The organism is Clostridium sartagoforme (genome assembly GCF_039521405.1).
GTDB lineage: Bacteria > Bacillota > Clostridia > Clostridiales > Clostridiaceae > Clostridium > Clostridium sartagoforme.
Genome location: NZ_BAAACH010000016.1, coordinates 19,604 through 45,241 on the forward strand (window position 1 = coordinate 19,604; position 25,638 = coordinate 45,241).

At 26.7% G+C, this 25,638-nt stretch carries 21 protein-coding genes; 2 read left to right on the forward strand and 19 right to left on the reverse strand.

Annotated features, from left to right (window positions below; genetic code table 11):
• Positions 1-14: 14 nt before the first annotated feature.
• The 4 genes from ABDZ60_RS07595 to ABDZ60_RS07610 form a co-directional block, all read right to left on the reverse strand.
• A complete protein-coding gene (locus ABDZ60_RS07595; RefSeq protein WP_343777280.1) occupies positions 15-347 on the reverse strand; it encodes a hypothetical protein in 333 nt (110 codons plus the stop codon).
• 18 nt (positions 348-365) lie between these two features.
• Positions 366-1,499 carry a Rho termination factor N-terminal domain-containing protein gene (locus tag ABDZ60_RS07600; protein WP_052953963.1) on the reverse strand — a complete coding sequence of 378 codons (1,134 nt, stop codon included), beginning with the start codon at positions 1,497-1,499 and terminating at the stop codon, positions 366-368.
• A 279-nt stretch (positions 1,500-1,778) separates the two neighbouring features.
• Complete coding sequence (locus tag ABDZ60_RS07605) at positions 1,779-4,022, reverse strand: AAA family ATPase (RefSeq protein WP_016206492.1); 2,244 nt, start codon at positions 4,020-4,022, stop codon at positions 1,779-1,781.
• 1 nt (position 4,023) lies between these two features.
• Complete coding sequence (locus tag ABDZ60_RS07610) at positions 4,024-4,323, reverse strand: ATP-dependent Clp protease adaptor ClpS (RefSeq protein WP_047001540.1); 300 nt, start codon at positions 4,321-4,323, stop codon at positions 4,024-4,026.
• Positions 4,324-4,752: 429 nt separating this feature from the next.
• Here ABDZ60_RS07610 and ABDZ60_RS07615 point away from each other — a divergent pair, with 429 nt between their 5' ends.
• Positions 4,753-5,160, forward strand: a complete 408-nt coding sequence (locus tag ABDZ60_RS07615; RefSeq protein WP_016206494.1) for a hypothetical protein — start codon at positions 4,753-4,755, stop codon at positions 5,158-5,160.
• Between the two features lie 109 nt (positions 5,161-5,269).
• Here ABDZ60_RS07615 and ABDZ60_RS07620 read toward each other — a convergent pair whose 3' ends face one another.
• The 15 genes from ABDZ60_RS07620 to ABDZ60_RS07690 all read right to left on the reverse strand — a co-directional run bounded on the left by ABDZ60_RS07620 (position 5,270) and on the right by ABDZ60_RS07690 (position 23,974).
• The gene (locus ABDZ60_RS07620; protein ID WP_156174330.1) at positions 5,270-5,428 is read right to left on the reverse strand and encodes a hypothetical protein; all 159 of its coding nucleotides are present in this window, start codon (positions 5,426-5,428) and stop codon (positions 5,270-5,272) included.
• Between the two features lie 99 nt (positions 5,429-5,527).
• Positions 5,528-6,880, reverse strand: coding sequence for a PTS sugar transporter subunit IIC (locus tag ABDZ60_RS07625; RefSeq protein WP_047001541.1), 1,353 nt, complete (start codon positions 6,878-6,880; stop codon positions 5,528-5,530).
• 409 nt (positions 6,881-7,289) lie between these two features.
• Entirely contained in the window at positions 7,290-8,381 is a 1,092-nt protein-coding gene (locus ABDZ60_RS07630; RefSeq protein WP_047001542.1) for a DUF871 domain-containing protein, read from the reverse strand.
• The gene (locus ABDZ60_RS07635; protein ID WP_016206497.1) at positions 8,374-8,694 is read right to left on the reverse strand and encodes a PTS lactose/cellobiose transporter subunit IIA; all 321 of its coding nucleotides are present in this window, start codon (positions 8,692-8,694) and stop codon (positions 8,374-8,376) included. The genes ABDZ60_RS07630 and ABDZ60_RS07635 overlap by 8 nt, the downstream gene beginning before the upstream one ends.
• 26 nt (positions 8,695-8,720) lie before the next feature.
• A complete protein-coding gene (locus ABDZ60_RS07640) occupies positions 8,721-9,029 on the reverse strand; it encodes a PTS sugar transporter subunit IIB (RefSeq protein WP_016206498.1) in 309 nt (102 codons plus the stop codon).
• Between the two features lie 198 nt (positions 9,030-9,227).
• Positions 9,228-11,960: a sigma-54-dependent transcriptional regulator gene (locus tag ABDZ60_RS07645; protein ID WP_047001543.1), complete on the reverse strand. Its 2,733-nt coding sequence runs from the start codon at positions 11,958-11,960 to the stop codon at positions 9,228-9,230.
• A gap of 402 nt (positions 11,961-12,362) precedes the next feature.
• Complete coding sequence (locus ABDZ60_RS07650) at positions 12,363-14,798, reverse strand: heavy metal translocating P-type ATPase (protein WP_047001544.1); 2,436 nt, start codon at positions 14,796-14,798, stop codon at positions 12,363-12,365.
• Between the two features lie 214 nt (positions 14,799-15,012).
• A complete protein-coding gene (locus ABDZ60_RS07655; RefSeq protein ID WP_016206500.1) occupies positions 15,013-15,804 on the reverse strand; it encodes an ABC transporter permease in 792 nt (263 codons plus the stop codon).
• A gap of 1 nt (position 15,805) precedes the next feature.
• Positions 15,806-16,624, reverse strand: a complete 819-nt coding sequence (locus ABDZ60_RS07660; RefSeq protein WP_047001545.1) for an ABC transporter permease — start codon at positions 16,622-16,624, stop codon at positions 15,806-15,808.
• A gap of 3 nt (positions 16,625-16,627) precedes the next feature.
• Entirely contained in the window at positions 16,628-17,629 is a 1,002-nt protein-coding gene (locus tag ABDZ60_RS07665) for an ABC transporter ATP-binding protein (RefSeq protein ID WP_047001557.1), read from the reverse strand.
• Between the two features lie 209 nt (positions 17,630-17,838).
• Positions 17,839-18,714, reverse strand: a complete 876-nt coding sequence (locus ABDZ60_RS07670) for a hypothetical protein (protein ID WP_016206504.1) — start codon at positions 18,712-18,714, stop codon at positions 17,839-17,841.
• Positions 18,715-19,071: 357 nt separating this feature from the next.
• Positions 19,072-19,755 carry a response regulator gene (locus tag ABDZ60_RS07675; protein WP_047001546.1) on the reverse strand — a complete coding sequence of 228 codons (684 nt, stop codon included), beginning with the start codon at positions 19,753-19,755 and terminating at the stop codon, positions 19,072-19,074.
• On the reverse strand, positions 19,748-20,917 hold the full coding sequence (locus ABDZ60_RS07680; RefSeq protein WP_016206506.1) for a sensor histidine kinase: 1,170 nt from the start codon (positions 20,915-20,917) through the stop codon (positions 19,748-19,750). Before ABDZ60_RS07680 ends, ABDZ60_RS07675 begins: the two co-directional genes overlap by 8 nt.
• Positions 20,918-21,113: 196 nt before the next feature.
• On the reverse strand, positions 21,114-21,920 hold the full coding sequence (locus ABDZ60_RS07685; protein WP_016206507.1) for a cation diffusion facilitator family transporter: 807 nt from the start codon (positions 21,918-21,920) through the stop codon (positions 21,114-21,116).
• 272 nt (positions 21,921-22,192) lie between these two features.
• Positions 22,193-23,974 (reverse strand): methyl-accepting chemotaxis protein, encoded by a 1,782-nt coding sequence (locus ABDZ60_RS07690; protein WP_047001547.1) that lies wholly within the window; start codon positions 23,972-23,974, stop codon positions 22,193-22,195.
• 342 nt (positions 23,975-24,316) lie between these two features.
• On the opposite strand from ABDZ60_RS07690, the gene ABDZ60_RS07695 reads away from it, so the two are divergent.
• Entirely contained in the window at positions 24,317-25,630 is a 1,314-nt protein-coding gene (locus ABDZ60_RS07695) for a VanW family protein (RefSeq protein ID WP_047001548.1), read from the forward strand.
• The last annotated feature ends 8 nt before the right edge of the window (positions 25,631-25,638 follow it).

Sequence of the window (25,638 nt, forward strand, 5' to 3'; positions counted from 1 at the left end):
TTAAACCTCATTTATTAAACAAAATTTTTTATACCATTTATTATTACATTAAAGAAAAATACTTCTATAATTATTATAAAGATTATAACAATTATTATACTCATATTAAAAAATATGGACGCAGAAGCTAAAAAAATGTATATAGATCCTTCTAAAGTTACAATTTCTCCAAACCACTTCGAAAACACCTTTATATTATTTATTTTATCCATTCCAAAATCACTATTTAATACTGATAAACTTTCAACAATAAATTTCAGTAATAGTAAATCCTTTTTTATCGCTACAGTTATTCCAAGTATGAACTCCAAAGCTCCCCACAATAATATCAAATATTTAAAAATCATATTATAAACTCCCCTTTTTTATTTACCACAACATTTTTTATACTTTTTATTACTTCCACAAGGGCATATATCATTTCTTCCTATACTATTTTCCTTTTTGATTGTTTTCTTCTTATTTTCTATTTCTCTTTCAGAATGTCCTTTTAATGTCCACCTTTTAACATTCATTGCTAACTTTTTTAACTCTTCTTTAAGTATCTCTTTTTCTTCTTCACTTTCTATTTCATATGCTTCTAAGAAAATTTCAATTGCTTCAAACAATGGTGCTTCATTTTTTATAGCTATAGAAAAACTTTCTATCTCTTCTTTTAATATCTTTTTATCTATTACAAAAAGCTCATTCAATACCTTTTCTAATTTATTTCCTTCTTTATTTTCTTCTATATAATCTGGCTTAGATGCTTTAAACAATGTTTTTTTATCAAAGCTCATGAAATTCACATCTGAATTCTTATTTCTTTCTTCAATTATAAACATAGGATCTTCAACATCTATATGATAAATTATATCTTCTTCAACTTGATAATCAAAGCCTAATTCTTCTCCATCTAAAAGTAATTTTTTAATTTTATCAATACTAATATCATATTTATATACATCTATTATAAATTTACATAAGTCTTGTATAGTTAATACTCCATAAAAATATATAATTCCTGCTGAAATTTCTATAACTTCTGAATTTATTTTTGAATTTAATTTTAGCTTATTATTAAATTTATTTTTTATTATATCACATAACTCTTTAGGGATTACAGCATACAGTTTTCCTTCACTTACTGATGTGAACATTATTCCTCTATTTCTAAAATAATTAGCATTTATAATTTCCGATGAGAAAAATTGTTTTTTACCAGATAATTTTATAACTTCTTCTAAATACACATATGCGTCTAAGTCTAATAAGTCTAGGGCATAATCAATATTTTCTACAATTACACTAACTATCTTCTCAACTAATTGCGACTTTTTTAATGAAGTAATTCCTTTAATTGAATAATTATTTGCAATTTTTATAAGTTCGTCTTTTGTCATTTTATCTAAATGATATTCTAAAGAGTCATTATTATCTATATCCTTCCATATCTTTTCTTCTTTCTTTATATCTTTCTTTATTATGTCTTCTTGCTTTTTAGTTATATCTTTGTCCATTTGTTCCACCTCTTTATTTCATTTAAAAACATATACAATTATATATGTTTTTATTATTTGTGTACATAATATTTTAGATTAATAAAAAATAGCATATGTAAGTTTTCTTATTCCGGCGTTCTACTTCAAGTCAACTTAAACTTACATATTACCTTTTGTCAACTAAAGAAAAAATTACAAATAACTTTTAATGATAAACTTTTTATAATTTCCAACGAATAAAAATAGATGATATGAATTCTATTATTAAATAATCCATACCATCTTATTATATAAATACTATTTAGTTAAATTCTCTATTTCAAATTTATCATTTCTTACTTTTATCTCGCATTGACCTCCATTAGATAATTTTCCAAATAATAGTTCATCCACTAACAATGGCTTTATTTCAGAGTTTATTACTCTTAATATTTCTCTTGCTCCAAATTCTCTTGATAGACCTTTTTCACTTATAAATTCTACACACTCTTTACTGAATTTTAAATTTACATTTTTACTCTCAAGCTTTTCTTTAAATTTATTTAATTCCTTTTTAGTTATTTCTATAGCTATATCTTTATTTATTTGGTTAAATATAACTACTTTATCTAATCTATTCCTGAATTCTGGAGTAAATACTCTTTTTACTTCATCGCTTACCGCTTCCATCTTTATTGTATTTCTTCCAAAACCAACAAGATTTTTACCAATATCTCTTGCTCCCGCATTTGAAGTCATTATTATTATAGCATTCTTAAAATCAGCTTTTCTTCCTTTATTATCTGTAAGGGTTGCATAATCCATAACTTGAAGCAATACCCCTAATATATCCGGATGAGCCTTTTCTATTTCATCTAAAAGCAATATAGAGTTAGGTTTCCTTCTTATTGTATCTGTAAGAAGGCCCCCTTCTTCATATCCTACATACCCTGGTGGAGAACCTATAAGTTTTGAAGCTGCATGCTTTTCTCCATATTCACTCATATCAAATCTTACTAGCTCTATTCCTAAAGTTCTAGATAACACTTTAGCTATTTCTGTTTTTCCTACACCTGTTGGGCCAACAAAAAGCATTGATGCCACTGGCTTGTTATCGTCATTAAGTCCTGCTCTAGACATTTTTATACATCTTGTCACTTCCTTTATAGCTAAATCTTGACCAAAAATATTGCTCTTAAGCTCATCTTCTAATATTTTAAGTGATTCTATCTCAGTATTTTCAACTGTCTTTTTAGGAATATGGCATATTTTTGATATTATTTCCTCAATTATATTTTCGCTTACTACTCCATCTTTATAAATTTCTCTACTTATATTAATATAAGCTCCTGCTTCATCTATAATGTCAATTGCTTTATCTGGTAAAAATCTATCATTAATATATTTTGAGCTTAATTCTACTGCTGCTTTAATAGCTTCCTTAGTATATTTAACATCATGATATTCCTCAAAATTTTCTTTAATTCCTTCTAATATTTTTATTGTTTCTTCTATGCTTGTTTCTTTAACCTCTACAACTTGAAATCTTCTTATAAGTGCTTTATCTTTCTCAAAATATTTCTTGTAATCATCAAATGTAGTTGCTCCTATAAACCTTATCTTTCCTTCTAATAAATATCCTTTTATTAAATTTCCTCCATCTAATGAACTACCATTTAATGCACCTGCTCCAACTATATTATGAATTTCATCTATATATACAATTGGATTTTCATAAGTCTTTATTTCGTCTAGTATTTGTTTTATTCTTTCTTCAAAATCTCCTCTATATTTGGTTCCTGCAAGTATTGAGCCAATATCTAAAGAAAAGATTTGTGAATTTCTAAGCTTTTCAGGAACATTTCCTTCTTTTATTAGCTTTGCAAGCCCTAAAGTTATTGCAGTTTTTCCAACTCCTGGTTCACCTATATGAACAGGATTATTCTTAGTTCTTCTACAAAGAATTTGGATTGTTCTATCTAGTATATCTTGTCTGCCTATTAATGGATCATTTTCCCCAATAGTTATAGCTTCAGTTAAATTTGTGCAATAACTATTTAAAATACTCTTATTGGGTTTATTTTCTAATTTATTTGTAGTTTTTATTATTCTAATAGCATCTTTAGATACATTTTCTTCTTCATTTTTATTATGAGAAAGTTCAAATAATAACTCCTGCTTACTAATTCCTTGTTTTTCCAAGAAGTATATGGCATAACTATCTTTTAACGCATAAGTTGCTGCTATTACATGTTCTAATGTCACAACACTTTTTTCGCTAAATGCCGCTTGCTGAGTCGCAACTATTAGTATATTTCTTATTCCAAAACTTTCTTCCGGATCTCCATCCTCTTGTTTTTCTACATACTCATTTATATAATTCATTAAATCATTTTCTAACTCTTCAACATTTCCATTTAATTTATTAATTATTTCTTTAAAATTTTCTTCTTCTAAGGCACTTAATAATAAATGTTCTGGTGTTACATATTCATCTTTATTTTCTTTTGCTTTATTATATGCTCTAAGCAATATATTTCTGACTATCTTACTAATATCCATTTCATTCCTCCTCTACAGTAAGTTTAAATGGAAATCCTTCTCCCTTTGCAATAGCCATAGCCTTACTAGCTTTTGATATAGCTATATCATAAGGATATATACCTGCTATACCCTTGCCATTTTTATGAACCTCCATCATTATTTTATTAGCTTCTTCTATATTTTTATTAAAAATATCATTTAAAATAGCAACAACAAATTCCATAGTTGTAAAATCATCATTATGCATGAAAACTATAAACTTTTTAGGTCTTTTTATGTTGATATGTATTTTTTCTATTATGTTAGCATTAGTTTCCAATAATTATTCCTCCATGACATAAATTCATTAATAAAATACTAATAGATTTTAAAATTTATTTATATTATTATATATACTTCAATTAATCCCCTACATCACCTTGTCTTACTAAGTTAATAATTTCTTTAAATAAAGTAGTAATATTGAAATAATTCACTATTTTATTTATATATAAATTGCTTAAATGCTACTAAGTCCTGAAATAATTAAATTAATTATAAAGTACTTATTGCAACTTATATACTATTATATATAAATTATATTATTTGTAACCATAAAATATCAATAATAATAACTTAATAGCTTTTTATAAAATTATATTTTTAATTATTATTTCAACTTTTCTATTTTAAGATACCTTTATTAAATACAGAATATTTATTGCAACTTATATATTTAAAATCATATATTATAATGAGGTGATGAATATTGGAAGAACAAAAAACTTTAAATTTAGGAAATACGACATCTCACGTTAAAGAACCTACAGATCTTACCTTACAAGAAACAAATGAAATGCTTAAACAATTGCCTAAAATTTTAAATCAAATGAAAAATATTATCTTAAGTAATAATCATAATTTGGCTTCCTTACAAATTGAAGTTCAGATTATGAAATCTGAGCAAATGAAATTTAAAAATGATATTACTCAGGTATTAAACATTATATCTGAAAAATTTACAACAATTGATAAACTTCAAGAAGATTTATCCATATTAGATCAAGTATTAGGTAAGAAAATTACTGAGCTTGAAGATGAAATAGTATTGACACAGCAAATGGCTACAAAAAGTTTAAATGAAGTTCTTAAATTTAAGGAGCATTGGAAAATCTAATAGGACTGTAGTTTATGGTACAGTCCTATTAGATTTTATAAGTAATAAATAATTCTTACTTTAATAAAAGGATAAATGAAATTACATTTACCCTTAAATTTATATATTATTAGTTTAATCCTGTAAGCAAATATATAAATAATAAAATACTTATTATTGCACAAATATTAGTTATTGCTTTAGATTTTCTTTTTTTAACATCTTCATCATTTTTATTTTCTGTTGAATAACTAAATAAATGTGTAAATTTATAAAGGAAATTTTTCATACTATCAACTCCTAAAATTTGTGCAAAAAGGACAGTTTTTACACTATCCTTTTTACTTTTCATTTTATTTTATTATTATTTATAGGGCGTTATTATAATTTATAATGAGCTTGCTTGTTCACAAGCAATTTCAGCTTGTTCTGTTTCTAAATTTTTCTTATCTGCATAAGCCACGAATGGTAAGTAAATTAATACTGAAACTGCGATATTTATTAATGCTACTGCACCTGCTTGCCATTGGCCAGTTGCTAAAATAGCTGATATAACTGGAGGACAAGTCCATGGAACTACTGCTGATGCTGGTGCAACAAAATTCATTGCACTTAATGTATATGCAATTATTGCTGATACCATTGGAGCTAATATAAATGGTATAATATATATTGGATTTAACACTATTGGTAATCCAAATATAACTGGTTCATTGATATTAAAGAATGCTGGTCCAGTTGCAATATTTCTAATTGATTTATTTATAGCACTCTTTGATTTAAATATCATCGCTATCATTAAAGCTGCTGTTATTCCTGAACCTCCAAGATTAACATAAGAATCTAAGAATTGGCTGTTTATTATATTAATCCCTTGAGTGTTTCCTGCTGCTATAGCTGCCATATTTTCAGCTGTTAATGCAAGGAATATTGCATTTATAACTGGAGCTAATATATTTGATCCATGTAATCCAAAGAACCATAATACTTGTTGTATAAAAATTAGTAATAATAATACTGGTAAAGAATTTGCAAGACCCATTAATGGTTTTTGTATTAATGTGTAAACATGCATATAAACTTCTTTGTATCCTAAAGCTTCTAATATAGCAAATACTACTCCTACTAAAGTTAAAGTAATCATTGTTGGTAATAAAGCTGAAAATGATCTTGATACTGCTGGTGGTACTCCATCAGGCAATTTAATAACTAATTTCTTATTTTGAGCTAATTTAGCAAAAATTGTACCTGTAATTAAAGTAACTATTAAAATAGTAATTAATCCTGAAGGTCCAAGCCACTTTGTAAATAAACCTGGTTCCCATCCAAGTGTTCCTGCATCAAATCCTCCCCAAGTAACTGGAGCTTTGTAATCAAACATATTTGTTAAAATTAAGCTTGATGCTAAAGTAACTAATCCTGTTGCAAAACCATCGACATCATAGGATTTACCTAATGCATATCCTATTGATATTGCAGCGAATAACCCCATTAAGAACATTGATCCACCATAAACATTTAATGCAATTACATCTAACCAATGTAAAGGCATACCTGCTGCAAATAAATCTTTAACTGATTGAATTGGAAAATTGTGAATTAAAAGACCAAAAGAACCAATAATCATAAGTGGCATTATTGTAGCAAAACCATCACGTATAGCTACTAAGTGTCTTTGAGCACCTATTTTAGATGCTATTGGAACAATATAACGTTCCATCCAGTTCATGAATTTTTCCATTTAAAATCCCCCTTAAATTTTGATTTATATTTACTGATTTCCTCTTAAATATTTTTTTACTGATAATTTCATTGTAAAGAGTAATCAGTTAATAGACATTTTAAAATCCTTTACATAAAAGCTTTTTATATTTATGTCTTTTCTTACTTATATATATAAAGCAATTTGCATGCCAACTTTTTTAAATTTGTCTTTTTCTCTAAACCATTGATATATCTAGCTTTGAGCCTATTATCTTTTACACACTTATTTTTTAACCTCTGTGTAATTGTATTACACAAATTTGTATTAAATTTTATTTGTGTAATAATATGTTAATAATTTTATGTTTTTTTTATTTTAATTTCAGTATTTACAAAAAAAATTCTGGCATAAGCCAGAATTTTTTAAACACTAGATTAAATACTATCTATTCTTTTAGTTTAAATGAGAATTTACTCCATGGCTTTATATAATCTAATAAGAATAATTCATCTTTACTTATCCTTGCAACAACATTTGTTTTTCCTATATTCTTCATATCCTTTAAAGCTATTTGTAACTCTCCTGCATATCTAGTGTATAAATCCGTATCGATTAAAATGTCCCCTCTTTTTATATCTACCAAATTGTATGGTGGGAAGCTTTCTCCTTTATACTTAACTCTACTCTGAGTGCTTCTTGCCATATATTCTGAAGAATCACCCCTATTAAAATGGAATTCTTCTAAAACTATTTTTCTATCTAAATCCCTTATATCTTCTATCAATTCAACCGTAAACTCTAACATATTCTTATTTAATTCACTTAATGCTTTAAGTTCTTCTTCACATGCAAATGCATTTGCTATTATTACATCATCAATTAAACCTGTTGCAAATAAGTGCTTAGCTTGAACTTCTATTGGCAAATCTCTATGCATCTCTAATGTGCATAACCCTTCTGAAACTGGCCAAGGTCCATACTTTGCTGAAGGTGAATTAACAAAAGCCGCCGTTCTTATCCCTAATTCTTTAAACTGTTTACTTGAATTTATAAAATTATCATATGATAAACCTGTATATATATGTGGATAAAAATTATGACATCCATATAGATTATTTAAATTTGCCTTATATGAAAGTATATTATCTACATATTTCGTTCCATTACTTATATTCAATTCTATTTTTAGTCCGTATTCATTAAAAGTCATAACCGATTCTTCGTACCCACTAAACCCCATATCAAGTCTTATACCTGATAATCCAATTTCCTTAAATACTTTTAAATCAAATATTGATGCTTTAAGCTTATTAAATACATTTGGATCTATATCTGCTATAACTTCCATATCATATTCATTAGCCACACTTAATATTTCCTTAAATTCTTCTAATACAATATCAAGATCTTTATCACTTGCAGATATTAAACATGTAAAAATTCTTTTAAAATTATATTTTGCAGCAAGTCTTATATAATCCTTTATTTCATTAACAGAAGAATTATTAGGATATACAGAAATTCCTAGCTTATTCATTTTTACACTCCACCTTACTTAACTTTTCATGAAGATCTATAATTTCTTCTGCTAAATCCTTCACTACTATAGAAGTCATTAAATGATCTTGTGCATGTACTAATAATAATGATACTTCGCTCCTATCTCCTGCCGCTTCCTTCTGAATTAAGCTAGTTTGTGTAGCATGGGCATCACCTAAAGTTTCCTTTGACTTTTCTAGTAATTCTCTTGCTTCATCAATTTGTCCAATTTTAGCTAATTGCATAGCTTCCATTGCATAGCTTCTAGCCTCACCACTAAAGATTATTAGATTCATTATAATTTTTTCCATTGGCTCCACCCCTTTTACGTTTATTACTACTTGCTACTCATTAAAAGAGCTTGTTTTAAAACCTTCTCACCATTCATTGTTCCATAATCTACTGTATTGATTACCTCTACCGGAACCCCTAGCGGTTCAAATTTTGCTTTCATCTTACTTAATAAAAATCTAACTTGAGGTCCTAGTAATAATACATCTATTTCATTTTCGTGCTTTTTTAGTTCTGCCTCTCCAACAGCATTTATTGTACAATCAATACCTTTAGCTTTAGCTGCTGTTTGCATCTTACTAACTAATAAGGATGTTGACATTCCAGCTGAACAAACAAGTAATATTCTCTTCATTTAAATTACCTCCCTATATATAATTCCTTACACTATTTTATAAAGCAATTTTAATGCCAAATTTAATTTTATAAAATTATCATTTATTAACATAGTCAAAGGCCCTTATTTAGTCATTTTCAGTTATAAAACAATAAACTTTCAGTGTGTAAATGTTTATTACACACTTTATAAAAAGTGTCTATGAGTTTTTTGATTTTACACAGATGTTTTGTTGTTAATTACCATCTTTACTATGTGAGCCAATTCATTTTCTCCAATATTGATTTTATAATTTTCCTCTAAAATTTTTAAACATTGTTTAATAAGTATAAACTCTTTATTATTTGAATGTCTAAATTCATTTAACATAACAAAAGGAGTTTCTTTACCACCTTTCATTAATTTTTCTATTAAGAAACATGTGTGAATCATTATTCCTATTTTTACTTCATGTATCAATTTAATATTTAAATGTTCTTCTATATTAAGTAATACTTTTCTTATATTTCTTACAAGTTTATAAGAATCTATATTATCTATTTGTTTTTCCATACTTTCAATTATTTTATAATATTCTTCTTCTTGAGATATAAGTTTTTCTAAATCATCTATCCCATCCCCAGATAATATTTCTGCTGCTGATATAAAAGGTATATTTGGTACATAAGTATTCATTACTCCAACTATTGCAAGTATATTATATTTTTCACCTAAAGACTCTATATTACTATAAAAATCATCTTTATCTAGTATATTAAGTGCATGAATTTTAATATTTAATTTATTATTCATATTATTTTCTATTATTTCTTTTAATCTTTGAGCAGAACCATCCCCAGTAAAGCAAGAAGTAATCACAATATTTTCTTTTCTATCAATTTTTGATGCCGCACCTTGAACCCCATATCTTTTTATCTCTAAACAAGATTCATATATTTCTTTTAATCCTCGTCCGTTCAAAGCCTTTCTTCCAGCTTCTATAACTAGTAAAGTTGTAACCATATCAATAGCTTTTACATTGATATCAGTTTCTTCCTTTATCATATCTGCAAAATTAGTTAAAGATCCCATATCTACTAAAAGAAAAACTCCTTTACCTACATGTATTTCTTTTATTTTTTTCATTGCAATTCTATACATATCTTCTGCTTTCATACTCAAAGGCATGTCTAATGCTTCAACATATTCTTCTCCAATTAAAGAATTAGCTACTTCTACCATTGATGATGCTGTAGAATGACCATGCATTATAACTAATACAGATACTTTTTCATCCTTGATTGTATCTTTTTCATAAGGATTAGTTGCTAAAAACATAGTTATATAACCAATTTCATCTAAAGGAACTTCAATTCCAAAGCGCTTATCTATAACACTTGCAACTTCCATGGATACAATAAACTCTTTAGCATACTCACCTCTTATAAAATTTAATTTAGGATGGAATATTTTTATCCCTTGTCTTATTCTCTCTAAACTCCCTTGAATATGAAGAGCTAATCCAAAATAAACCTTTTCATCATATTCTCTATTCAACTTATTAGATGCAAATAAAAGAATCTCCTCTACTAAATCCACAATTTCCAAATCTACTATCTTTGATATTTCTTCTCGTCTAAACTTTTCAGGTAAATCTCTTATATATTTTCTAAAATATTTTTCTATATCTATATTTAAGATTTCATCAATTTCCTTTTCTTCTATTCCATCATTTTTTAGTTCTTCTATCTTTTGTTCAATTCTATCATAAAACATGGTACCTTCCTTAAATTCTTCTAAAGTCTCTCCATCTTCAATTAGTATAATTTTATTCTTATATGAAAATTTAAGAACATCTCCCATATTATTTAAAATTTCTTCTACTTCTTCTCTATATTCTTGTAACTTCATAAGTCCCATTTTTACTCTTTGATGTAAATCTTCTTGCTCAACTAATATATAGTCTTTACTCTTTGCTTTATACTTTAAAAATGCCCTTGCGCAAGAAAGTTGAATATCACTTTTTAATTGACCTATATTATTCGGACAATCATATAGTAAAAACGATATCAAAGCATTCTTATTAAAATAAATACTTTTAGATACTCTTTTTGATTCATTCTCTATAAATTCTCTAAGTAAATAATACCTTTCCTTTATATTTTTCTCTTTTAAAGATGGTAATGTTATAACCATTGGTATCCTTCTTGTAAATGTCTTAAGCAAAAAAGATTGTGGATCTTCAGTTGTAGCTGCTATAATTTGCGCCTCTACATGAACTAACTTTTCAGTATCTCCTAAAACCCTAAAATGGCCTTTATCTATATATGTAAATAGCATCTCTTGCCCCTGCGGTGATAATCTATGAATTTCATCTAAAAATAATATCCCACCATTGGCTTTTTTTAATAATCCATCTCTATCTGTGTCAGCCCCTGTATATGCTCCTTTTTTTACACCAAATATCTGAGCCATAACTAACTGAGGATTATCAGCATAATCGGCACAATTAAATCTTACAAAAGGAGCTTCATTATTTATTACTTTAGATTCCATTGCAAAATTATACATAGCTTCAGCAAACATTGATTTTCCTACTCCGGTTTCTCCTAAAATTAAAGTATGTAACCCATTAGGAGGATATAATATCGCTGCTTTAGCTTGTTGAATTGGCATTTGTAAGCTTAACTTCGAACCTACTAAAGTATCCAAGGTATTTCTTTTAAGTTCTCTATTTCTTTTCTTGGGTTCAGTACTTCCTTTTTCCTCTTTATCAACAGCACAACTATATTTAACTGGATGTCCTTCAATTTTGTTAATAACACCGCTTTTATAAAGCTGATTTAAATATCTGCTTACATTAGCTCTATCTAAGTTCATAAAAGTGCTAAGTTCAGTTGCTGTTATACTATTACTCATTTTTACTTCTAATTCCTTTAAAGCATTATAAACTTCGTTTATTTTACTCATATTTTTTCATCATGCCTCCTAATGTAAACTTTTATATAAGTTACAATAAAATCCTACACTTAACTAAGTTATTCTTAAAATTTACAGAATTTAATTAAATATAGTACTTCATCAATTTATATAAAAAGATAAATAGTGCATATGTTTTCAACTTAACTCTTCCACTTAAATAAGCTTATTAATTATTAACTTTATAAATCAATAATGATGTTAAATATTAGTTGAAACATATATATGCTTTTAATTTTAACATATATTTAATTATTTTACATTATTAATAATATTAATAAAAAAGTTTACCTTCATATGAATTTAAGGTAAACTTTTTAATTATTTATATTATTATTCTTGTTTAATTATATATAGAAATGGTAACAGCAGTTTAATTAATTTTTTTATAAACTAAATATTAGATTTAAATTTTCTAAGTCTTAATGCATTTAATAATACTGATACTGAACTTAAGCTCATAGCTCCAGCAGCTATCATTGGATTTAATAGTGGGCCTCCAAAAATATGAAGAACTCCCATTGCTACTGGTATCCCTAATACGTTGTATGCAAATGCCCAGAAAAGATTTTGTTTTATATTATTTATAGTAGCTTTACTCAATTGTATTGCTTTTATAACATCTAATAAATCACTTTTCATTAATACAATATCTGCTGATTCTATGGCTACATCCGTTCCTGAACCTATTGCTATTCCTACATCTGCTTGAACCAATGCTGGAGCATCATTAATTCCATCTCCAACCATAGCAACCTTTTTATTTTCACTTTGTAATTTTTTAACCTCGTTTGATTTATCCTCTGGTAAAACTTCTGCTAATACAATATCAATGCCAACTTCTTTAGCTATTGCTTTTGCTGTTTTTTCATTATCACCAGTTATCATTGCTACTTTTATTCCCATATTATGAATAGCTTTTATAGCTTTTTTACTATTTTCTTTTACTGTATCTGCAACTGCTATAATTCCTTTTATTTCATTATCTATAGCCAGGAACATAGGTGTTTTTCCTTCTTCTGCTAACTCATTAGATTTAGCTTGCAACTCTCCTAACTCTATACCTCTTTCAAACATTAACTTTTTATTTCCTAATGCGATGCTACTGCCCTCAATTCTTACCTCTATTCCATGTCCAGGTATTGCTTTAAAATCTTCTATGTTTTTTAAGTTAATATTTTTTTCTTCTGCGGCTTTTACTATAGCCTCACCTAGTGGATGCTCTGATCCCTTTTCTGCACTAGCAGCTAATGTTAAAATTTCTACTTCACTTATTCCTTGAGTTATTATATTAGTTACTTTTGGCTTTCCTTCTGTTATAGTTCCTGTTTTATCAAAAACTATAGTTTGAATTTTATATGCAGTTTCTAGCGCTTCTCCACCTTTTATCAGAACTCCATTTTCCGCTCCTTTCCCGGTTCCTACCATGATGGCTGTAGGCGTTGCTAATCCCAATGCACATGGGCATGCTATAACTAAAACTGCTATAAAAATGGTTAATGAAAATATTGCTGATTCGCCTGATATATACCAAGCTAAAGCCGCTATAATTGATAATGCTATTACAGTTGGTACGAAATATGCTGATATTACATCTGCAAGCTTTGCAATTGGTGCCTTTGTTCCTTGGGCATCTTCAACGAGCTTTATTATTTGAGCAAGTGCTGTATCATCTCCAACTTTAGTAGCTCTATATTTTATAAATCCTGTTTTATTAATACTTGCTCCTATTACCTTACTTCCTATACTTTTTTCAACTGGAATGCTTTCTCCTGTAAGCATAGATTCATCTATTGATGTATTACCTTCAACAACTTCTCCATCTACAGGTAACTTTTCTCCAGGCTTTACAATTACTATATCTGAAACTTTCACTTCTTCAATAGGAATGGTAAGTTCATTTCCATCTCTAATAATATTAGCAGTTTTAGGTGCTAATCCCATAAGTTTTTTTATAGCTTCTGAAGTCTTTCCTTTTGATACTGCTTCTAAATATTTTCCTAAAGTTATTAATGCAAGTATTACCGCTGCTGATTCAAAATATAAATGCATTGCATAGTCATGATCTCCCATATTTATTTTATATATAGCAAATATTCCATAAACCACTGCTGCTGATGTTCCTATAGCTATTAAAGAATCCATATTAGGACTTAATTTAAATAAATTTTTAAAACCTATCATATAAAACTTATATCCTACTATTATCACAGGTACAGTTAATACAAGTTGTATTATTGCAAAATTCAAGGGATTCATCATAGGATCAATAATTTCCGGTAAACGCATTCCTGCCATATGTCCCATTGTTATTATTAGTAATGGAACTGTAAATATAATAGATAAAATAAATCTATACCAAAGCTTCTTATGCTCGGGAATCTTTTTTTCCAGACCATCTTTCTTTTCTTCCACTATTAATTTATATCCTGCTTTTTCTACTATATTTTTTAAATCATTAACAGATATTTTATTTTCATCAAAAGTTATATTTAGTTTTTCTGTAGCAAAATTTACTGATGAATTTACAACTCCATCAGCCTTTTTAGTGACTCTTTCAACTCTATTTGCACAAGCTGAACATGTCATTCCTTCAACTTTAAAGCTATAATTCTTAGTGTTCTTTTCTACTCCGTATCCTGCTTTTTCAATAGCCTTTTCAATATCAGAACTATTTACTTTATCATTATCATATTGAACACTCAATGTTTCTGTAGCAAAATTAACATTTGCTTTATCTACACCTTCAAGTTTATTTATTACTCTTTCAACTCTACTGGCACAAGCAGTACATGTCATACCTGATATTTTAACTTTTTCTACTTTCATTTTTACCCTCCTTCACCACCCCCCAGGGGTGTGGTATAATTTTATTATACTATTTATCTTTATAATGTCAATAACAATTCTCATTAATTAATATAATATTATTTTTACCAATAACCAAAAAAAAATTAATTTAGAAAACTTAAATAAGAGTTTCTAAATTAATTTTTTTTATAACTTATATATTCTTAAAGTTAATTTTTTTACCTTTAACACTTTAACTTCCTGCACTTTCATATACACTAATACCCTTTAACCATATTTTATATGATACTATTATTGATAACAAACTTACAACAAACGGCAAAAAAATCCCAGTTAAGATACTTCCCTTTCCAATAAAATATGAACCTGGATAATATCCAGTAAATGCAAAGGGGATAATAAATGTCAAAATAAACTTTATAGCACTTGGATAAATACTTACAGGATATTTTGCAAAAGTACTTATTTGATATGCCATAAACATATATGATTGTGAAAATTTCACCCAAAAGGCTATTGATGCTGTTGCAAGTTTTATTGATGTATATATTAAAGTTGCACAAATAATTACAAAAATAAATTCTAATATTTGTATTGATGTATAAGAAGTATTTAAATTTATTGATGATGTTATTAACAAAATAAAACCTATTATAACCTCTCCAAATCCATCTGGCTGAAAGCTTTCGGATATAACCTGAAATAATGGATTTATTGGTCTTAATAAATATTTATCAAATTCACCTTTAACTATGGTTTTCCAACTAAATATCCATAAATAATCAGTAAATATATGATCTATTCCCCTAGGAATTTGAGCAAACCCATAAATAAATAAAATTTCATAAAAGCTCCATCCATCTAATGTAGGTATAACATTGAAAATTAATTTTATAAATATAACTCCAGCTAATTGAACCAAAATAAATCCAATCAGTCCTAATACAAAATCAATTCTATATTCCATTAATGTTTTTATATATTGTTTAAGAAATTTTGAGTATAACTTTATATATTTAGCCATTTTATCCTCCTAATATACTTAATTCTTTTATTAAAGATTTCCACATTTGTCTACTAATAATTATAAGTATTATTATCCACAAAATTTGAATAGATATTGCTTTAATAATTTCAATATTAGTTAGTTTTCCCAGATATATCATACTTGGTGTATATATCATAGAACTAAAAGGCAGGAAATTGAAAATTCCTTGTATCCAACTTGGAAAGAATACCATTGGTATTAAAGCCCCAGATAATAACTGAGATATAGCATTCATAATTTGAGTTAATCCCCACATATTTGTTATTTTAAAAGATAATAACCCAAACATATAACTATAATAAAAATTAATAATAAACCCAGCCAAAATACTAATAATATATAAAATTGTATTTGCCACAGAAAATTTACCACTATAATTAATTTGTAATATAGTTATTAATATAAATCCTATAAAAAATACAACTATAAAGCTATACATTAAGTTTCCTAGGGATTCAAAAAACATTCTCTTTTCGTAATTTATTGGCCTAATTAGATTTATAGCTACAGAGCCGTCCTTCACTTCTCTACTTATTGAATATCCTATATCGGAATTTATAATTACAGATGTTATAAATGATATAAGAACATACACTATCATCTCATTTAAGCTAAACCCTTTAATAATCATGCTATCAGAACTTCTATATATAGCCTTCCATAAATAAAATGTTACAAATAATAGCATAAGTTCTCCTAAGAAAAAGATTATAGCATTTGCCCTATATGAAAGATTTTTTTGAAATGTATTTTTTGTAAAGGTTAAATATGATTTTATGTCAAAAATAGACTTCAATATTTACACCTCTTTTCTATATATCTTTTTTATAATATCTTCAATACTTGTCTCAAGTATTGAAAAATCTAAAACATTGAATTTAGATATTATTTTAGATATTATTTCTGCTTGGTTAGTAAAGTTTCTATTAAATCTAACAATAATCTTATTATCTAAAGCATTTATTTCCAAGTTTTCTTTACTAATTTTCATTTCATCATTAATATCAAAGTTTTCATATCCATTTAAACTTTTAACTAAAATCTCTATAGTTGTTATATATCCGTAGTTATCTTTAATATCTTTTAAGCTACCATCGTATATCTTAGTTCCATTGTCTATTATAATTATTCTATTACATAATTCTTCTATATCATTTAAATCATGAGTTGTTAGAATAACTGTAGTTCCATATTTCTTATTAATTTCTTTTATTGCGCTTCTAACTTTTTCTTTTACCACTACATCTAATCCTATTGTTGGCTCATCTAAATATACAATTTTAGGATTATGTAACAATGCAGCTGCTAAATCAGCCCTCATTCTTTGACCAAGCGATAATGTTCTTACTGGACTTAAGATAAATTCACTTATTTCTAAAACTTCATTTAAGAACCCCATTCTTTCTTTATAATCGTTATCATTAACGTCATAAATGTCTTTCAATAAAGAGAATGTTTCAGATAGTGGTAAGTCCCACCATAATTGCGTCCTTTGTCCAAATACAACTCCTATATACTTAGCATTTTTTTCTCTATCTTCATATGGAATTAATCCGTTTATTAAAACCTTCCCAGATGATGGAGTTAAAATCCCTGTCATCATTTTAATGGTAGTAGACTTGCCTGCACCATTTGCCCCTATATATCCTACTATTTCTCCATCTTCTATTTCAAAACTAATATCATCAACAGCTTTTTTAATAACATACTCCCTAGAAAAAAATGATTTTATAGCCCCCTTAAATCCCGGATACTTTTTACTACTTTTAAATTCCTTACTTAAATTTTCAACTTTTATCATATACTCACCTATCTTCATTATTAAAGGAAATATTTTCAACTTATTCTACTCTCTTCATACTATCCAGTCAATAAATACATTTATATATACATTTTTTTGTATTTTAGTACAATTTATATATTACCTATGTGTTTTATTATCTAAAATTATCAAATTTATTCTTCTCATAAAATAATAAAGCCACCTATAAATAGGTGGCTAAAATATTACTATTTTACTGAATCTAAAACGTCTTGTACAGCTTTTACATAAGTTCCAACTTTAATTGATACTCCTGATACTGCATCTGTATTTCCATCATCATTAGTTAATTTAACTTTTGAAAGGTCAAAGTTATTTTTAACTATAAACTCTTCTAATAATGCCATTTGTTCATGCCAATGTTTAGCTTCTCCTTCTTTCATTACATACTTACCTTCTTCAGAAGCCTTTTTCTTCATTGAACCGTCTTCTTGCTTAACATCAACATTAACTGCTACTGGTTTTCCATGGTTAAATACAACTTTTGTAACTACCATGTCTTTTTTTGCTCCACTTGGATCATATGGAGTTTCTGCTATTTTAGCTCCTGTAAATCCACTTTCTAATTCTTTACCTTCTTTAACTGCATCTAAAACTTCTTTAACTGTATTTACGTATGCTCCAACCTTAATTGATACTCCTGATACTGCATCTGTATTTCCTTCTGCATTAGTTAATTTAACCTTAGATACATCAACCTTATTTTCATTTAAGAAGGCTTCTAACAACTCCATTTGCTCTCCCCAGTTCTTAGCTTCTCCTTCTTTCATTACGTAATTACCTTTTTTAGCTTCTTCTTTTTTCATTGTTCCATTTTCTTGACGTACATCAATTGAAACCTTTACTGCTTCTCCATCCTTAAACTCAACTTCTGTAACTATAACATCACCTTTTTTACCTGTTGAATCATATAATGCCTCATAAGTTTTTGTTCCTGTGAATTTCTCACTTTGTTGGTTTGAAGTTGAACCGTTATTATTTGAATTTGAAGTTTCCTTACTTCCACAACCAACTAATAACGCCATTGATAATAAACATACAGCTATAATTTTTTTTGATTTCATAAAATTATCCCCCTTAAATGAAATTTACAAGATAATTTTATACTGACTTTGTAATTTTTTCAACAATATTGTTAAATTGTTGTCTTTATTAAATATAATAATTTCATTTATTTGTATATTATAAATTAATACTTTATTACTAATATATGTATTTTTTTGATTATTTTTTGCATATGCAATCGTTTTATTGATATATTACTATATTTCATTAATTTTAATCTTATATTTTATAATATATATTTCATATTATAAAATTAAGTGTAAACGTATTTCGAATTTAATTTTTTGTTGTTTTTTTAACAGTATACCTTTATTTTAGATAAATTGCGTATAAATAAATTAGAATTCTAGCAATTATTACAATTTATTTTCATAAAATTCTTCTATATTATTACGAATTGCATATATTGTAGCTTGAACTCTATCATCAACCTCTATTTTTTTAAATATACTTGTAATATAATTTTTTACTGTTTTTTCGGATAGAAACAATTTATCTGCTATTTCTTTATTCTTTAACCCCTTAGAAATTTCATATAATATACTCAATTCTCTATTGGTTAATGATTCTAAGTTTTCTGTTTCCTTGTTCTTTATCATATTATTATTACTCTTTTTTATATCTAAAAATATAGCTTTTATTAAGGAATTATCTATATATTTTTCTCCTATATACACACTTCTTATTGCTCTTACAATTTCAGTTCCTGCTGATTCCTTTAAAATATATGCGTCAGCCCCTATATCTATAGCTTCCATTATAGTTTTTCTATCATTTTCTACAGTAAGCATTACTACTTTTATATTTAAATATATTTTTTTTAATATCTTCAATGTATCTAATCCATTTTTTATTGGCATATTTATATCTAATAAAACTACATCAGGAATGTTTTCTTTTAAGGAATTCAACATTTCTTCCCCATTTTTAAATTGTCCAACTATTAAAAGATCCTCTTCAAAGCTTATTATTCTATTTAACCCTTCTCTTATTAAATCATGATCATCCACTACCATAACACTAATTTTATTATCAATCATTACTTTTTACCTTTCTACTTATTGGAAGTTTTATTTTATATATTGTTCCTTGTCCCTCAGAAGATTTCAATTCTATTTTACCTCTTAATTGTTTCACTCTCTCAAATATACCTATTAAACCATAGCGATTTCCTTTTTGTTTTGTACTCAGTAAGGTTTCTTTAACATCAAAACCTCTTCCATCATCTTGAATATAAATAAATATATACTCTTTTGTATAATTAATTCTTATTTCGGCATTCTTAGAATTAGAGTGTTTCTTAATATTATGCAATATTTCCTGAATAATTCTGTACACAGCAATTTGTATTATATTTTCTACTTTAAATTCAGATTCCTCAATAAAAAGATTTATTTTTATATCATTTTCTGATGAAATAATATTTTTCATTTCTTTTATAGAATTATTTAATCCATGCTCTTCAAGTGATAATGGTCTTAAATCGTATATTATTCCTCTGACTTCTTTTAAAGCCGTTCTTACATTTGATTTTAAGTCATCTAATTCCCTTATTCCTTTTTCTAAATCTTTTCTTAGAACTACTTTACAAAAATCTATTCTCATCATGGCATTTGCAATATATTGTGCTGGGCCATCATGTATCTCTCTTGCAATTCTTTTTCTTTCTAATTCCTGATTTTCTAATATTTTTATTCCAGTTATCATTTCATTTTTTTCATCTTCATCATTTATACTATCTAATACTTTTCCATCTAAATATCCTAAGGCAATATTTATCTGATTAACAGCACTTTGAGCTTCTTCTATACTTAAATTATAAACTTTTAAAGTTCTTTCTAGAGAATCCCTTTTAGATATAAGATCCTTTTCTTCATTTTGCTTAGTTATATATTTTACTCGTATATCTAAGGCTTCTTCGTATATCTGTTTAAACATATCTGAGTTTGTTTGATGTGTTTTTTTAGACTCTTCTACTAATTTATTCCTCATCAACTTGTCTATTTTTTCTAAATAATCTACATCCTCAATAACTTTTTCTAGTCTTTTTTTTATATCAATAAGTTCTCTTTTTTTCACATCCACTTCATCTCTCATGCGATCTGCAATATGGAATATCTTGCCCTTACCTGAGTTTATTTCTTCTATAACTTCATCTACTATTTCCCTTACAGTATAATTACAATACTTATCTTTTATCATAATACCTCCAGCTATATTTATTGGTTAAAACATCAAATATAACATTAAAATACCATAAAATTATTGATTAGTAAAATGTTTGAATAAAAGTTTAAACTCTATAAAAATATATTTAAAATATAAAACAAAAAAAATTAATAATTAAAAATAATATTATTTTTAATTATTAATTCTACTGTCTTAGCTATAGCAAATATTATATAGCCCATTTTCTATTTTCGGTAAAGGATACATTCATCCACTTTTTCAAATCAAAATGATTAGTGTTTTTATCTATTATTTCTCTTACCTTATCCATATCTTCTATTGATTTTATCTTTGAATCTTTTGATACAATAAAATCTATTTCTATTCTAAGTTCTCTCCCTACCTTAGCTACTCTTGCTATAGAATCTTCTAATTCATATTCTTTTTGTATCTCTTTTACTAAAGCATTTATATCATAATTAATTTGTTCATCAGCTGTAGAATTGCTTATTTCTCTAAAAGCATCAATTATGGAGGTTATAGGCATCCTTAAAAATATTGCAGAACTTAAAATAACCATTCCTGGATCTACATAACTTGATAATGTTGCTAGTCCAATACTCTTTAGAAGTATTGATAATAAAAATCCTACTAAAACTCCTACACTTAACATAGCATCCATAAACCACTGACTACTTTCAACTTTAACTATTTCAGAATTAAGATTTTTTGATGATTTTCTCATATATAAATATACTAAAGTACATCCAATAGATGAAATTAATGCATATCCTAATGCAAAACCTGCTTCTACATCATTACCTCCATTTAAAATTTCTTTTATAGAAGATATCATGTTTATAGAACAAGTTATTAGTAATACTAACGACTTAATTATTACTAATAGCGGTTCTAGTGTTGCCTTTCCAAAAGGGTAATTATTAAAATCATTTTTATTTATAAAATTAGTAGTAATAATTGCAAATAATGCTAATCCTAGACTTACTAATGAGTATAATCCATCAAAAGTTATCATTTCTGAATGTATAGCTCATCCCCATGCAATACCTAAGATAGCGAAGAACAATCCACCTATTGCTGAAAACTTAAGAATTTTGTTTTCCGCTTTCATAATATCACTCCTTCGACCTGAAATTCTTATGATATCATTTTACTCTTTTAAGGAGCTTTGTTCTATTCATATAGATGTTCTATATATTCTATTAATATGACTATTTATAATTTAATGATTTTAATGAGAAAGCATAAAAGTACATTATATATCTTGTATTTATACCTTAAAAGATATTATTTTATTCTAAATTTGTTTATTTCCATATTTTTTTCATTTGTACTTGCATTTAATTCTTCACCAACTTCAGCAACTCCTTGAGCCATAGAACTAAGTTCCTCTGAAAAACTTTTAATTTCTTCTGAAGAATGAGATATCTCTTCTAATAATACTATTGATTTTTCTATAGAATCTATTATCATATTTTTTTCTGATGATACCATATCCATTTTATTATTAACATCAGTCATTTTAGGAATTATCTCAATTATTTGATCTACTATCTCTTTAAATGATAGTATTGATTTATCTATAACACCATATTGGTTAGATAACTTTTCATTCATAATTTCCGATGTATTTTTCACATCATTTCCTTCTTTTATTACAGTAGTTAAAAGATTATCTATGTTAAGGGAAGAGTTTTTAACTTCTTCTGCTAGTTTTCTTATTTCATTAGCTACTACTGCAAACCCTCTTCCTGCTTCACCTACTCTAGCAGCTTCAATAGATGCATTTAATGCTAAAAGATTAGTTTGATCTGCTATAGAATCAATAAAAATAGCTATATCTTTTATCTTTTCTAATGAGTAATATAATTCTCCTAACTCATTATTCATATAAGATGAATAATTTTGTATATCGGTCTTTGAATCTTTAAGCATTACTAAATCTTCTTTATTAGTACTTAGTTGCCTATTTACATTATTTAAAAGATGATTTGTTTCATTAATCAATGACTTTACCTCTTGAATTGATATTTCAAATCCATTAAGTAAATTACTAATTTCCTTTGCTCCTTCATTTTGAATATATATATTCGAATCGACTTCTTGAATTGTTGCTGTTACTTCTTGTGATGATGCTGCCATTTCTTTACTTGATTGAGAAAGTTTTTCTATATCTGTTAATTCTTTGTTTGATAAATATAGAATTTTATCTATCATTGCTGAAATTTTCAATTGTAAATCATTAATATAGTTTCCGATTAACTTAATTTCATCATTACTTTTAACTTCTACAACTTTTGTTAAATCCCCATCAGAAATTGTAATAAGTCCATTTATAACTGTCCTTACATTTTTATTAATATTTGTTGATAAAATAAATGATACTATTCCATAAACAATAATTAAAATAATTGATAATACTCCAAGCTGAACTAGTATAACATCTCTAGCACTTATAATATTAGTGATATCTTCTGATATTTCCAATAAAGCAGTAATTTTGCCATTCATGTCTTTAATCGGATAATACGCTTTTATTAAGGTTTTATCTTTATCCTTAAACTGTGTAGATATTATTTCACCATTAAAAGAGTCTTTTATTGCAGTAGTTGACTCTACTTTTTTGCTGAAGTTTAATAAGTTATTTGCTGTATCTACTATTATTTCTACTTTTTCTTCATTTCCTTTTGTTAATATTGATGCATATATAATATTTTCATTACTTCTTGCATTTGATAAATCACTCTTTAATTTTTTATAATCATAACTTCCAGTTGCCCTGTCCTTTATCACTGTATCTATATCAGCTGTTGATATACTTCCTTTTATATTTTTCCCCTTAGATAGTACATCTTTTTCTATAGAGTTTAATAAGTTTCTAAATATAAGTACATTTATACTTAATAATATAAGCATAGCAATAATAGTAACACTGACTGTTATGCTAAATATTTTTTTCCCAATTGTATTCATTTTTTTACTTTTCTTTATTTTTTTCTCTTTTATCTTTGTGTTTTCTTTTGCTATCTTATGTTTTTTTCTTTTTTTATTTATCCTTATCTTTTTCATTTTACGCTGCCCCCTATTTGTAAATATTTATTACCAGTATGTTATAATTTTAATCATTTAGCAACTTTTTGTAAATATTTATACTTGTATAAATGATTAAAAAATAATTTAGTTATGTTAATAATATTCTTTTTTAATCGCCATATAAAAATTAAATTCCTTGCATTTAATTTTTTATTCGTATCTTATAATCAAATCTTTAATTTTTTTTCTTTTATACATAAAATAAAATATGTATATTTTTAGTAATTTTTCCCATAAATTCTTGAATTTATTGACTATCCGAGTTAAACTATATATGTACAATAAAGATACAAATTAATTTATAGAAAGTTGGTATTTATGAGCAATAATAATCTTAATACTGAAACACCAAAGGAAGTGGTACAATCTACCCCAAAAAGTATAATTTCATTTTTAAAATCTTGGAAAACTATACTTATAGTATTTTTAATACTAATTTCAATCTTAGGTTATTGGTTAATTAAAAATACTAATTTAATTAATAGTTATTCTAATAAGGTTTATCCAGGCGCTTATATACTAAATAAAGATTTAGGTGGATTAAATAATGATGATTTACACAAAGCACTAGTATCTTTAATTGAAAATATAAGTGATAAAAAAGTAGCTGTAGAAGCTAATAACCAAAACTTTGAAATTGCCTACAAGGATTTAGATGCCACCATTAACTATGAGGACCTTGAAAATGAAATTTTAAGTTTCGGCAAAAATGAAGGTTTCTTCCAAAAAATTAATTTATTAAAGAAACCGAAAAATAGGGAATATAATTTTGAAGTTCTTTTTAATGATGAGAAATTAACTTCATTTGTATCTAGTATATCTAATACTATAGATGTTTCCCCTACAAATGCCTCTATAGACATTTCTGGTGGGGCTATAAATATATCAAGTGACTCTACAGGCCTTAAATTAGATTCAGATGATTTATTGGAAAATATTAGGTCTAATATTAAAGATATGAATGCCCCAAACATTTTAAATGTGATTGGGAAAGTTGATGTTGTAAATGCTAGCATTACAGCTAGTGCATTAAATAATGTTACTAGTAGAATTTCTTCTTTTTCTACTAGCTATAAAGCTGGTCCTAGTGGTACAAACCTTCAAATCGCTGCAAGAAATATAGATAATTCAATAGTAATGCCTGGAGAAACTTTTTCTACTGAAAAGGCAATAGGCCCAACAACTATTGAAAATGGATTTGTATCTGCTAATACTTACGTCAATGGAGAAGTTGTTCCTGGTGTTGGTGGAGGAGTTTGTCAGGTTGCCTCTACTCTTTATAACACAATATTAAGAGCTGGAATTATACCTACTGAAAGACTTAATCATATGATGAAGGTTTCTTATGTTCCTATAGGACTTGATGCTACTTTAGCTGATAATCTTATTGATTTAAAGTTTGTAAATAACTTTGATGTTCCTATTGTAGTTAATAGTTATGCTGGGAATGGGAATTTAACCATTGAATTTTGGGCAAATGAAGCTGTAAAAGGCGGCATAACATATGAACCTGTTTCTGTTCCGTTAAGTTCATTAAGTGCCGATACTTATTTGTATGGATATAACTCTAATGGTGAATTAGTTGTTAATGAATATCTAAATAGGAGTACTTATCAACCACTTCCAAACTAAAAAGCTGA